The organism is Halomonas sp. THAF5a, assembly GCF_009363755.1.
Lineage (GTDB): Bacteria > Pseudomonadota > Gammaproteobacteria > Pseudomonadales > Halomonadaceae > Halomonas.
The window spans coordinates 1,374,802-1,387,040 of the sequence record NZ_CP045417.1 but is presented as its reverse complement, the minus strand read 5'-3'; the positions used below and the strand labels follow the sequence as shown (position 1 = coordinate 1,387,040).

General features: G+C 70.0%; 13 protein-coding genes. 5 read left to right on the top strand and 8 right to left on the bottom strand.

Annotated elements, in window-relative coordinates; translation table 11 throughout:
* Positions 1–187 precede the first annotated feature (187 nt).
* The 3 genes from FIU83_RS06200 to FIU83_RS06190 form a co-directional block, all read right to left on the bottom strand.
* Entirely contained in the window at positions 188–955 is a 768-nt protein-coding gene (locus tag FIU83_RS06200) for an SDR family NAD(P)-dependent oxidoreductase (RefSeq protein ID WP_152483241.1), read from the bottom strand.
* A 16-nt stretch (positions 956–971) separates the two neighbouring features.
* Positions 972–2,651, bottom strand: a complete 1,680-nt coding sequence (locus FIU83_RS06195) for an AMP-binding protein (RefSeq protein ID WP_152483240.1) — start codon at positions 2,649–2,651, stop codon at positions 972–974.
* A gap of 257 nt (positions 2,652–2,908) precedes the next feature.
* The gene (locus FIU83_RS06190; RefSeq protein WP_152483239.1) at positions 2,909–3,478 is read right to left on the bottom strand and encodes a TetR/AcrR family transcriptional regulator; all 570 of its coding nucleotides are present in this window, start codon (positions 3,476–3,478) and stop codon (positions 2,909–2,911) included.
* 161 nt (positions 3,479–3,639) lie between these two features.
* Here FIU83_RS06190 and FIU83_RS06185 point away from each other — a divergent pair, with 161 nt between their 5' ends.
* Both FIU83_RS06185 and FIU83_RS06180 read left to right on the top strand, forming a co-directional pair.
* On the top strand, positions 3,640–4,827 hold the full coding sequence (locus tag FIU83_RS06185) for an acetyl-CoA C-acyltransferase (protein WP_152483238.1): 1,188 nt from the start codon (positions 3,640–3,642) through the stop codon (positions 4,825–4,827).
* Entirely contained in the window at positions 4,827–5,609 is a 783-nt protein-coding gene (locus FIU83_RS06180) for an alpha/beta fold hydrolase (RefSeq protein WP_152483237.1), read from the top strand. Before FIU83_RS06185 ends, FIU83_RS06180 begins: the two co-directional genes overlap by 1 nt.
* 30 nt (positions 5,610–5,639) lie before the next feature.
* Here FIU83_RS06180 and fetB read toward each other — a convergent pair whose 3' ends face one another.
* Complete coding sequence (gene fetB / locus FIU83_RS06175) at positions 5,640–6,443, bottom strand: iron export ABC transporter permease subunit FetB (RefSeq protein WP_152483236.1); 804 nt, start codon at positions 6,441–6,443, stop codon at positions 5,640–5,642.
* Entirely contained in the window at positions 6,434–7,048 is a 615-nt protein-coding gene (locus FIU83_RS06170) for an ATP-binding cassette domain-containing protein (RefSeq protein ID WP_152483235.1), read from the bottom strand. The genes fetB and FIU83_RS06170 overlap by 10 nt, the downstream gene beginning before the upstream one ends.
* Before the next feature lie 179 nt (positions 7,049–7,227).
* Here FIU83_RS06170 and arsB point away from each other — a divergent pair, with 179 nt between their 5' ends.
* Both arsB and FIU83_RS06160 read left to right on the top strand, forming a co-directional pair.
* On the top strand, positions 7,228–8,292 hold the full coding sequence (gene arsB, locus FIU83_RS06165) for an ACR3 family arsenite efflux transporter (protein WP_253939553.1): 1,065 nt from the start codon (positions 7,228–7,230) through the stop codon (positions 8,290–8,292).
* Between the two features lie 105 nt (positions 8,293–8,397).
* On the top strand, positions 8,398–9,060 hold the full coding sequence (locus FIU83_RS06160; protein ID WP_152483234.1) for an NADPH-dependent FMN reductase: 663 nt from the start codon (positions 8,398–8,400) through the stop codon (positions 9,058–9,060).
* On the opposite strand, the gene FIU83_RS06155 is transcribed toward FIU83_RS06160, so the two are convergent.
* A complete protein-coding gene (locus FIU83_RS06155) occupies positions 9,002–9,226 on the bottom strand; it encodes an SIP domain-containing protein (RefSeq protein WP_253939587.1) in 225 nt (74 codons plus the stop codon). The two genes, FIU83_RS06160 and FIU83_RS06155, sit on opposite strands and share 59 nt — an antisense overlap.
* A 122-nt stretch (positions 9,227–9,348) precedes the next feature.
* Positions 9,349–9,699, bottom strand: coding sequence for a metalloregulator ArsR/SmtB family transcription factor (locus FIU83_RS06150; RefSeq protein ID WP_152483233.1), 351 nt, complete (start codon positions 9,697–9,699; stop codon positions 9,349–9,351).
* Positions 9,700–9,795: 96 nt separating this feature from the next.
* Between FIU83_RS06150 and FIU83_RS06145 the strand changes: the two genes are divergently transcribed.
* Positions 9,796–10,998 carry an MFS transporter gene (locus FIU83_RS06145; RefSeq protein WP_152483232.1) on the top strand — a complete coding sequence of 401 codons (1,203 nt, stop codon included), beginning with the start codon at positions 9,796–9,798 and terminating at the stop codon, positions 10,996–10,998.
* 18 nt (positions 10,999–11,016) lie between these two features.
* On the opposite strand, the gene arsJ is transcribed toward FIU83_RS06145, so the two are convergent.
* A complete protein-coding gene (arsJ, locus tag FIU83_RS06140) occupies positions 11,017–12,234 on the bottom strand; it encodes an organoarsenical effux MFS transporter ArsJ (protein WP_253939552.1) in 1,218 nt (405 codons plus the stop codon).
* Positions 12,235–12,239 lie beyond the last annotated feature (5 nt).

The following is a 12,239-nucleotide window of genomic DNA, read 5'->3' as shown; positions in this document are numbered from 1 at the left end:
CAGTCAAGCGTTCGTTTAAATAGCAGCACCGAGCGCCGCGAACCTTCGAGTGTTTCTACTACGCCTGATAACACGACGAAGCCCCCACTGGACGTTCGATCCAGCGGGGGCTGCTACGACCTCAGCAGCTGAGGCCCGTGTCGGCTCGGCGGCTCGGCGCTGTCGGCCAGGCGCTGCCCGAAGGGCGTCACTGCATGCGGATGCCGCCGTCCAGGCGGATCACCTCGCCGTTGAGCATGGGGTTGGTGACGATCTGCTCGGCCAGGCGGGCGAACTCCGCGGGCTTGCCGAGCCGCTTGGGGAAGGGCACGGCAGCGGCCAGGGCCTGAGCGGCCTCGTCGGGGATCTCACTCATCATCGGGGTCTCGAAGACCCCGGGGGCGATGGCCATCACCCGCACGCCGTGGCGCGAGAGCTCGCGGGCCGCGGGCAGGCTCATGCCCACCACCCCGGCCTTGGAGGCGCTGTAGGCGCACTGCCCCACCTGGCCGTCGAAGGCGGCGACGGAGGCGGTATTGATGATCACCCCGCGCTCGCCGTCCTCGCCGGGTTCGTTCTTCGCCATGGCGGCCGCGGCCAGGCGCATGACGTTGAAGGTGCCCACCAGGTTGATCTGCAGGGTGCGCTGGTAGGCCTCGAGATCGGCGGGGTTGCCCTCGCGGTCGACCAGCTTCCCCACGCTCACCACGCCGGCGCAGTGCACCACCCCGGCGAGGCCGCGCCCCTCGGAGAGGGCCACGGCGGCGTCGACCGCCGCCTGGATGTCGTCGCCGGAGGTGACGTCGCCGCGCACCGCGCGGGCGGCCTCGCCCAGGGCCTCGGCGTGGGCCTCGACGGCATCGCTCAGGTCGCAGAGCACCACCCGGCCGCCCCCGGCGACCAGGCGTTCGGCGGTGGCCGCGCCCAGCCCGGAGGCGGCGCCGGTGATCAGAAAGGTGCTGTCCTTCACGTTCATGCAGGGTTCCTCGATATCAGGTGACGGAGGCGTCGCCCGCCTTCTCGGAGGCGTCGGCGCGCAGCTTGAAGCGCTGGATCTTGCCGCTGGGGGTCTTGGGCAGCACGTCGACGAACTCGATCACCCGCGGGAAGGCGTGGGTCGAGAGCCGCTCGCGTACCTGCTGGCGGATCTCGTCGGCCAGCGCGTCGCTCGCCTCATACCCCTCGCGCAGCACCACGTAGGACTTGATGATCTCGCCGCGGATCTCGTCGGGCTGGCCCACGGCGGCGGACTCGGCGACCGCGGGGTGGGTCATCACGCTGTTCTCCACGTCGGTCGGCCCCACCCGGTAGCCGGCGGTGGTGATGATGTCGTCGTCGCGGCCGGCGAACTGGAAGGTGCCGTCCTCGTTGCGGATCACCACGTCGCCGGTGAGGTAGTAACCCTCGGCGAAGGGGTGCTTCTCCTGCCAGGTGTAGCCGGCGAAGAAGTGCGCCGGGGAGTTCTCGATGTCCACGGCCAGCACGCCCGGCTCTCCCGGCGGCAGCTCGTTGTACTCGGCATCGAGGATCGCCAGGCGGTAACCGGGCAGCGGCACGCCCATGCCGCCGACGTGCTTGGGATGCGCCAGGGCATGGTGGTTGTTGCAGGTCATGCCGGTCTCGGTCTGGCCGTAGTGATCCATCACCGGGCAGCCCAGGGAGCGCTCCACCCAGGTCACCACCTCGGTGTTGAGGGGCTCGCCGGCGGAGCTCGCCGAGCGAAGCGAGAGGGTCGCATGGGCGTCGTCGAAGAGCCCGGAGGCCTTCATCAGGCGATAGGCCGTCGGGGCCGCGGCGAAGTTGGTGATGCGGTGGCGCTTCATGAAGGCGAGCGCCCCCTCGGCGCTGAACCCCGCCTCGCAGAAGTGGGTGGTCACGCCCAGCAGCAGCGGGCCGGCGATGGCGTAGTAGAGGCCGTAGGCCCAGCCCGGATCGGCCATGTTCCAGAAGCGGTCGCTGTCACGCAGGTCGACGGCGAGCTCCATGTAGAGCGCGAAGGCCGGCATGGCGGAGAGCGGCACGGCCACGCCCTTGGGCTTGCCGACGGTGCCGGAGGTGAACATCTGCAGGAAGGGCGCCTCGCGGGGCAGGCGCGGCGGCGCGGCCTCGAGGGGCGCGTGGGCGAGCGCCTCGTCCCAGTCGCGGTCGTCGGCGTGCGTGGCGTCGGGGCCGCCCACGGCGAGCACCGGCGGGCACTGGGTCAGGCCGTCGAACTTGAAGCGGTTGGCGTGATCGGTGATCACCAGTTTCGTGTCCGCCCGGCCCAGGCGGTAGTCCACGGCATCCGGACCGAAGGCGGTGAAGAGCGGCTGGTAGACCGCGCCGATGCGCCAGGTGGCCACCACCGCCACCAGCAGCTGCGGCGTGCGCGGCAGCATGCAGGCGATGCGATCCCCCTCGCCCAGCCCCTGGGCGGCGAACCAGCCGGCGAGGCGCGCGCTCTGGGCCTCCAGCTCGGCGTAGCTCAGGGTGGTGACCTCCCCCTGGGCGTCCTCATGGATCAGGGCCGCCACCTCGCCCCGACCGGCGCGCACGTGGCGGGCGCAGCAGGACTCGAAGGCGTTGGCGCGGCCGTCGCGATGGTCGTCGAGGCGCGCGATGACGTCGTCGATCGAGAAGGACTCGAGATAGGTCGCGTAGTCGGTCATGGATGGCGCGGATGGGGTGCTCATGGTCTGCCCTCTTGCGGCTTGTGATTGTTGTAGCGGCACATGTTGTCGCGGCAAACGGTGACGACCATGAGGCTGGCCGGTCGCTGGCGTGAAGACGCCCTCTTCCGATTGCCATGCAGTTGACGTAATCGTAAACCTAGCAAGCGCTCGGTACACGCTAGTGGCATCCGGGGAAGGGGGCAACCCCTGAGCGACACGAAGGGACTAGACGATGGTCGAGCATCGCGGGCCGGTAGCCCGCGTGGAGGATCTGGGGGTCAGGCGGGACGCCGGGTGATCATGGCGACCAGTTCGTGGGCCAGGTCATCAGGGGAGCGCGACCCGGCAGGGTCGTACCAGCGCACCGTCCAGTTCAGCGCGCCCATCACGAAGCGGGAGACCAGGAAGCGGTCGCCGTGGATCAGGCCCGCGTCCAGCGCTTCGTCGATCACCGCCTCCCAGAGCGCCTCGTAGGCGTCGCGCAGGTGGCTCAGGTGGTCGCGGGCCTGGGGGTCGAGGCGGCGCCACTCGTACAGAGCGACCACGTGCGCGTTGCGGTCGGTGAGCAGGGTCTCCAGGTGCGCCCGCGCCATGGCCTGCAGCCGGGCCTCGGGCGTCGGATCACAGGACTCGAGGGCCGCCCGCGCGATGGCCAGGGCATTCTGGGTCCCCGCCTCGATCACCGCCGCGAGGATCTCCTGCTTGTCGCGAAAATGGTGAAAGAGGCTGCCGGACTTGATCCCCATCTCCTGGGCGAGCATGCGCACCGTCGTCCGGTCGAAGCCCTCCTGGACGAACAACTGGGCGGCCTGGCGGGTCAATTCCTTGCGGCGCGGGGAGTCATTCATTACATTCATTGGGATTTACACTAGCGCTTGCTTGGTTGACCCTGAGAAGACCACAGGCCCGACGCCGGGTCAACGAGCGGCCATCGCCTGAGCGACGCGCCTCCAACAACGACAACCCTCATCCTGTCCGGCCCGCGCCGGAATACCTCGGGAGCCACGCCATGAGCCAGTCCAACGATATCGTCTTCCTCTCCGCCACCCGCACGCCCATGGGCGGCATGCTGGGCAGCCTTTCGAGCCTCACCGCCCCCGAACTCGGGGCTACGGCCATCCGCGCCGCCATCGAGCGCGCCGGCATCGAGGCCGCCGCCATCGATGAGGGGATCATGGGCTGCGTGCTGCCCGCCGGCGTCAAGCAGGGACCGGCCCGCCAGGCCATGCGCCAGGCCGGCATCCCCGACGCCATCGGCGCCACCACCGTCAACAAGCTGTGCGGCTCGGGCATGAAGGCCACCATGCTGGCCCACGACCTGATCCGCGCCGGCAGCGGCGAGGTGATGCTCGCCGGGGGCATGGAGTCCATGTCCAACGCGCCCCACGTACTCACCAAGGCCCGCGGCGGCTACCGCCTGGGCCACGGCGAGTTGAAGGACCACATGTTCCTGGACGGCCTCGAGGATGCCGAGACCGGCAAGCTGATGGGCGTCTTCGCCCAGGACGTCGCCACCCAGCGCGACTACGGCCGCGAGCGCCTGGACGGCTTCGCCATCGCCTCGCTGGAGCGCGCCATGGCGGCGACCAAGGCCGGCCACCTCGATGCCGAGATGGCGCCGGTGACCGTCAAGAGTCGCCAGGGCGAGAGCGTGGTCGACCACGACGAGCAGCCCTTCCAGGCCAAGCTCGACAAGATTCGCGCCCTGCGGCCGGCCTTCGCCAAGGACGGCACCATCACCGCGGCCAACTCGAGCTCCATCTCCGACGGCGCCTCGGCGCTGATCCTTTCGAGCCAGGCGGCGGCCGACCGGCTCGGCGCCACCCCCATCGCGCGGATGCTCGGCCACAGCACCCACTCGCGTCACCCGAGCGAGTTCACCATCGCCCCGGTGGGTGCCATCGACAAGCTGATGAAGAAGCTCGACTGGGGCGTCGACGACGTCGACCTGTTCGAGATCAACGAGGCCTTCGCGGTGGTCACCCTGATGGCCATGGACGACCTGGGACTGCCCCACGAGAAGGTCAACGTCTTCGGCGGCGCCTGCGCCCAGGGCCACCCCATCGGCTCCACCGGCTCGCGGATCATCGCCACCCTGATCCACGCCCTGCGGACCAAGGGCGGCAAGCGGGGCATCGCGAGCCTGTGCATCGGCGGCGGCGAGGCCACCGCGGTGGCGGTCGAACTGATCGACTGATGGAGAGCCTCACGCTCGACACCCCGGCGGGCGGCCTGCATGCCGCCCGCTGGGGACCGGACACGACGGCGGCGACGCGCAGCCCCGTCGTGCTGCTGCACGATTCCCTGGGCTGCGTGGCGCTGTGGCGGGACTTTCCCGCCAGGCTCGCCGAGGCCAGCGGTCGGGAGGTGATCGCCTACGACCGCCTCGGCTACGGCGAGTCGGCGCCCTGGCCGGGCCATCAGCCCACCAGTTTCATCGCCGACGAGGCTGAGGTCTTCCCCGCCCTGCGAGATCGTTTTGGTCTCGCCCGCTTCGTGGTGCTCGGCCACAGCGTGGGCGGCGGCATGGCGACCGAGATCGCCGGCCGGCATGCCGATGCCTGCGAGGCCCTGATCACCGTGGCGGCCCAGGCCTTCACCGAGCCGCGCACCCTGGCCGGCATCCGGGAAGCCGAGCAGGCCTTCCAGCAACCCGTCGCCATGGCGCGGCTGGCGAAATACCATGGCGACAAGGCCGAATGGGTGCTGAGAAGCTGGGTCGACAACTGGCACTCCGAGGCCTTTGCCGACTGGACGCTGGACGACGCACTGCACCGGGTGACCTGCCCGACGCTCGCCGTCCATGGCGAGCACGACGAGTATGGCTCGCCGGCCCAGCCCGAGCGGATTGCCGCACTCACCCCCGGGCCGAAGGCGCCCCGCATCCTGTCCCAATGCGGCCATGTCCCCCACCGTGAATGCCCGGAACGGCTGGTGGCCGCCCTGCTGCCCTTCCTGGCGGCGCTCGAAGGGGCCTGACACCCGGCCACCCTGCATCCACCACCCGCCTCACCTCCTGGGAGCGGTCAGGCGGTCCAGGCGCAGGCGCTCGCGGCCGTCGAACAGCCGGCGACTGCCCGCCGCGACCGCCGCCAGGGTCCCAAAGCCGGTGCCCAGGGTGATGGTGAACATCACCAGTATCTGGTACTTCACCGCCAGGGAAGGCGAACTGCCGGCCAGTATCTGGCCGGTCATCATCCCCGGCAGGCTGACCACCCCCGCGGCCGCCATGGCGTTGATCATCGGCATCATGCCGCTGCGCATCGCCTCCCGACGGATATCGCCGATCGCCTCCTGCCAGCGCTGGCCGAGCATCAACCGGTTCTCGATCACCGCGCGCTGACGCCAGGCCGAGTCGGTGAGGCGATCCAGCGCCAGGGCCACGCCGGTCATGGTGTTGCCGAGCATCATGCCGAGCAGCGGAATGGCGTACTGCGGGCGGTACCAGGGCTCGGCGCCGATGATCGCGGTGAGCGTCAGCACGGTCACGGTGAACGAGGAGAGAAACATCGCCACGGTACCGATGCCGAAGGCCCAGCCACCGCGCAGCCGCCGCGTCTGCCGGGCCATCACCTCACGCCCGGCGACCAGCAGCATGCCAAGCGCCATCAGCGCCACCCAGTGAAGGCGCGACGCCGAGAAGAGCGCCTCGAGCACCAGACCGACCAGGCCGAGCTGGATCACCGTGCGAGCCGCCGCAACGAGCAGGCTGCGTCCCATGCCCAGGCGAGCGAGCATCGTGCAGCCGGCGAGCGCCACCACCATCAGGGCCGCCAGGGCAAGCTGCCACCAGGCCAGCGCGATCACGCCCATGCGCCCGCCTCCTCCAGCCGCCCCTCGACGATGCGCCGGTGATGATCCCCCACCCGGGCGATCTGCGCCGGGTCGTGGGCGACCCAGATCACCGGCCAGCCCCGCGCGCGGATCCTCGCGCAGAGCCACGCCTCGACCCGCCGGGCCGTGGCGTCGTCCAGGTTGGCGGTCGGCTCGTCGAGCAGCAGCGCCGCGGGCTCACGACTCAGCGCCCGGACCAGCGCCAGGCGCTGTTTCTCCCCCGAGGAGAGCCGCGAGACCTGCCAATCGCACACGTCAGGGGGAAAGCCCAGGGCCTCGAGGTCGCCACGAGGCGACTCGGGAAGGTGCTCGCCTACGGTGTCGGCCCACCAGTGACTCTCCGCCGGCACCAGCATCACCCGGGCGCGCCAGGCGTGGCCGGCGAGCGATGACTGGGCCGTCTCGCCAAGCCAGGCCTCGCCACCATGAGGCTCCAGGTCGGCCACGCCACGCAAGAGCCGGCTCTTGCCCGAGCCGCTGGCGCCGGAGAGGCAGAGGATCTCTCCGGGGGCGAGACTCAGGCTGACGGGGACGAGGTCGCCGACGCTCAGCCGGTCCAGGCGCAGGGCATCGCTAGCGGGCATTCAGGCCTCCATGGCAAGGGTGGCACGGTCGGGGGCAGGTCGGGGCATCAAAGGTCCCGGGGATAGCCGATGGCGCCGAGCATAGCAGCTCCGGCCCGACCCGCCGGAGAGTCGATTGAAGACATATGGATTATCATATATTGTCGCAGCATCCTCACCATCCGCCGGGAGCATTACCCATGAACCACCACGCCACTTCCGATGCCCCAACGACGACGGAGGGCATGGGGCTCTTCGAGCGCCTGCTCTCCCTGTGGGTGGCGCTGGCGATCATCGCCGGCGTGCTGCTCGGCCAGTTCGCGCCCGCGGTTCCCGAGACGCTGTCACGCTTCGAGGTGGCCCAGGTATCGATCCCGGTGGCGATCCTGATCTGGGCGATGATCTTTCCCATGATGGCCCAGATCGATTTCACCTCGGTGCTGGGGGTGCGTCGCCAGCCCAAGGGGCTCGTCATCACCACCACGGTGAACTGGCTGATCAAGCCGTTCACCATGTTCGCCATCGCCTGGTTCTTCCTGATGGTGGTGTTTCGCCCCTGGATTCCCGAAGCGCTCGCCAGCCAGTACCTGGCCGGCGCCATCCTGCTGGGAGCGGCGCCCTGCACCGCCATGGTCTTCGTGTGGAGTACCCTGACGCGAGGCGATGCCGCCTATACGCTGGTGCAGGTCTCCCTGAACGACCTGATCATGCTGGTCGCCTTCGCCCCGATCGTGGTGCTGCTGCTCGGGGTCTCCGATATCCAGGTCCCCTGGGATACCGTGGCGCTCTCGGTGGTGCTCTATATCGTCATCCCGCTGACGGCCGGCTACCTGGCTCGCCGCACCCTGATCGCCCGGCATGGCCTCGACTGGTACGAACGGGTCTTCCTGAAGCGGGTGGGGCCCATCACGCCCATCGGCCTGATCATCACCCTGGTGCTGCTGTTCGCCTTCCAGGGCGAGGTGATCCTCGAGGCACCGCTGCATATCGCCCTGATCGCGGTGCCTCTGATCCTTCAGACCTTTCTGATCTTCTTCATCGCCTACGGCTGGGCCAAGGCCTGGAAGGTGCCCCACTGCGTGGCCGCCCCCGGTGCGATGATCGGCGCCAGCAACTTCTTCGAGCTCGCCGTGGCGGCGGCCATCGCCCTGTTCGGCCTCCAGTCCGGCGCGGCGCTGGCGACCGTGGTCGGGGTGCTGGTGGAGGTGCCGGTGATGCTCGCCCTGGTGCGCATCGCCAATGCCACGCGACGGCAGTTTCCTTGAGGGTGCGCGCCATCATCTCACCTACCATGCCGCCGTAGTGTCCCGGGTTCCATTAGGACGCCGCCGAGAGTGCGGCAGCTGAGATTACGTTAAGGAGGACATGCCATGCCCCACTATCTGGTCTTTATCGGCACCGCGCGCGATTCGACGCCCCCCGCACCGGCTCGACTGGGCCTCAGGGTGGCACTTGCCTGCCAACGACTGCTCGAGGCCGAAGGCGCCTCGGTCGAGCTGATCGACCCGCTGGAGCTCGAGTTAGGCGCGGTCTTCAAGCCTCACTTCGCCTACACGAGGTCGCAGGCTCCCGAGGGGCTGGATGCGCTCGCCGACAGGATCGCCGCCGCCGACGGCTACGTCATGGTGAGCCCGGAGTACAATCACTCCATGAGTCCGGCCCTGGCGCATCTGCTAAACCACTTCGGCAGCTCGCTCTATGCCTTCAAGCCCAGCGCCATCGTGACCTACTCGGCCGGCCAATGGGGCGGCGCCAGGGCCGCGGTCAACATGCGCACCTTCCTGGCGGAGCTGGGCTGCCTGCCGGTCTCGGCCATGATTCATGTCCCCCATGCCCAGCAGGCGCTGGAGGAAGATGGCAGCTTTCACGACGACACGGAGCGCTGGGTCGGCTATTTCGGCCGCACCCTGGGCCAGCTGGGCTGGTGGGCACAGGCCGCTGCCCGTTACCGGGAGGAGGTAGACCCCCACCGGATCAGCCCCGCATTCCGCGAGGCCCCCTCACAGCGTAACGCCCCTGACGGCGGGGCCTGAAATGCAGCCGCATGTTCTCGGGGTGCACGAGGGCCTGCCGATCCGATTCGTGAGGAATCTCGATCACGGCGTGACAGCGGGCGTCGTCGGGCAAGGCGGCCAGGTTGACGCTGATCGCCCCCCGCTCCCCGCCACCCGGCTCCGGGGAGGCGTGGGGCAACGCCATCTCCCCGGGCATGGACATCGACACGGGGTGAACGCCCTCTTCGCTGCGCTCGGGGGCTTCATCGATGGGAGGTGGATCCCGCTCACTGCCTCACATCGGACAGCCGCGAGGCCTTTCCGCGTTCAGCAAAGCGCGGCTCGACGCTCGGGCCGGTTGCCCATCCGCGCCAGGCGCGCGCACACCCGTTCGAGTTCCGTGGCTCGCCCCTCGGCCGCCGCGGCCAGGGTGGCCATGACCCAGCCCGGTAGGCTAGCCTCGACCCCGTAGTAGACCCACTGGCCCTCGCGGCGATCCTCGAGCAGGCCGCACTGGCGCAGCTGCGCCAGGTGCCGCGACACCTTGGGCTGCGAGAGCTCCAGGGCGTGGGTCATTTCGCAGACACAAAGTTCCTGCTCGCGCAGCACGAGCAGCGTGAGCATCAGGCGAGTCTCGTCGCCCAGGCACTTGAAGACACGGACCGGGTCCAGCGACATCAGGGTTTCTCCAGGGAGTATCGGCATGATTCTACGCGACGAGGGGCGGGGCGCGCAGCACGACCCGCGGCAAGGCGAGCGGCCGGGGAGGCGCCCATGAGCCGCCTCCTGCGCCATCACCCCCTCGCCGTGATCGTGCTGGCCCAGCTCTGCGGCACCTCGCTATGGTTCTCCGTCAACGGTGTAGGCCTCTCGCTGGCCCGCGACCTCGGCTTCACCGAGGCCGACCTCGGCGGGCTGACGCTGGCCGTCCAGGCCGGCTTCATCCTCGGCACCCTGGCCATCGCCGCCAGCGGCCTGGCCGACCGCTTCCGGGCCAGCCGGCTCTTCGCCGCCTCCTGCCTGCTCGGCGCACTGATCAACGCCGGCTTCGTGCTGGCCGCCGAGCACGCCACCGCCGGCCTGCTGCTGCGCTTCGCCACCGGCCTGTGCCTGGCCGGCATCTACCCCCTGGGCATGAAGCTCGTGATCGGCTGGACGCCGACCCACAAGGGGGCGGCCCTGGCCTGGCTGGTCGGCATGCTGACGCTGGGCACCGCCCTGCCCCATCTGCTGCGCGGCTCGACCCCGGGGCTGCCGTGGGCGTGGCCGCTGCTCGGCGCCTCGCTGCTGGCGCTGGCGGGGGGCGCGGCCATCTACCGGCTCGGCGACGGTCCGCACCTGCCGCCCCCGGCCGGCCCCACCCGGCTGCGGGAGGGCCTGGCGGGACTTCGCGCGCCGCGCTTTCGTGCCGTGGCGGGTGGCTACTTCGGGCACTGCTGGGAGCTCTACGCCCTGTGGATGCTGACGCCCTTCCTGGTAGCGAGAGAGCTTGAGCGCCTGGCGGCACCGATGGACCTGGTGCCGTGGCTCGCCTTCGGGGTCATCGCCCTGGGGCTGGTCGGCTGCGTGTGGGGCGGCGAGCTGAGCCGCCGGCTGGGCAGCCTCTGGGTGGCCCGGCGGGCGCTCGCCGTCTCGGGGCTGACTTGCCTCGCCTACCCGCTGCTGGCCTGGGCGCCGCCAGGCCTGCTGCTCGCGCTGCTCGCCGTCTGGGGGCTCACGGTGATCGCCGACTCGCCCCAGTTCTCGGCCCTGGCCGCGGCCACCGCGCCCCACGCCCGGGTCGGCTCGACGCTCGCCGTGATGAACGCGGTGGGCTTCGCCCTGACCCTACCGGCGATTTCGCTGACCTCGAGCCTGTGGGCCGCCCAGGGCCCCTGGGTGCTGTGGTGGCTGCTGCCGGGGCCGGCGCTGGGGCTCTGGGCGCTGCGTGGCCTGACCGAGACCGCGCCCCGACAGGCGCCGCGCGCCGCCCCCTGAGCGGCTCGCGCCCCGACCTCAGCGGGGCGTGGCCTCCCGCGGCAGGGCCAGGGCCATCAGCGCGCTGGCGGCCACCAGAGCGGACGAGATCCCGAGGCAGGCGGCGAGCCCGAAGGCCTGGTAGACCCAGCCGGAGAGCAGCGTGCCGGCGAGGCGTCCCATGGCGTTGGCCATGTAGTAGAAGCCCACGTCCATGGAGACGCCGTCGGCGCGGGCATAGTGGACGATCAGGTAGCTGTGCCAGCTCGAGTTGACCGCGAACAGCACGCCGAAGGCGAGTAGCCCCGCCACCAGCCAACCCACCTGGGCCAGCGGCAGCAGCGCCAGCAAGGCCGGCAGGCCGGCCAACGCCAGGGCCCAGAAGGCGGTGATCCCCCGAGCGCCGCCCTTGACCAGGCCGGTCAGGCGCGGCGCCTGGGTCTGTACCCCGCCGTAGCCGATCACCCACAGCGCCAGCAGGCCGCCCACGGTCCAGTGGCTCCAGCCATGCTGGTCATAGAGGAAGACCGGCAAGGCCACCACGAACCAGACATCCCGCGAGGCAAACAGGCAAAGGCGAGCCGCCGACAGGACGTTGATCGCCTTCGAGGTGGAGAACATCTCGCCGAACGCCGGCTTGCGCTTCTGTCGCCCCAGGTCGGCCTTGAGCCGCACGAGCGACAGAACCAGCACGCCCGCCAGCATCAGCGCCATGGCGATGACCGCGCCACGGAAGCCGATCAGGGTCAGCAGCACCCCGCCCAGGAAGAAGCCGGCGCCCTTGAGCGCGTTCTTGGAGCCGGTCAGGATCGCCACCCAGCGATAGAGCGCGGAGCCGGCACTGGGGCTGTCCTTGGGCACCAGCACCTTGACCGCGCTCTTGGCGCTCATCTTGTTGAGGTCCTTGGCGATCCCCGACAGCGCCTGGGCGGCCATGACCCAGGGCACGGTCAGCGCCGTGGCCGGCACCATCAGCATGGCGAGCGCCACGATCTGCAGCCCTAGCCCCATGTTCATGGTGCGGTTCAGCCCGAGCCTCGCCCCGAGCCAGCCGCCCACCAGGTTGGTGATCACGCCGAAGGCCTCGTAGAAGAGGAACAGCAGCGCCACCTCCAGCGGCGAGTAGCCCAGCTGGTGGAAGTGCAGCACCACCAGCATGCGCAGGGCACCGTCGGTGAGGGTGAAGGCCCAGTAGTTGCCGGTGATCAGCAGGTACTGGCGCACCTCGAAGGAGAGCGCCCGAAAGCGGTTCAGCACACTCC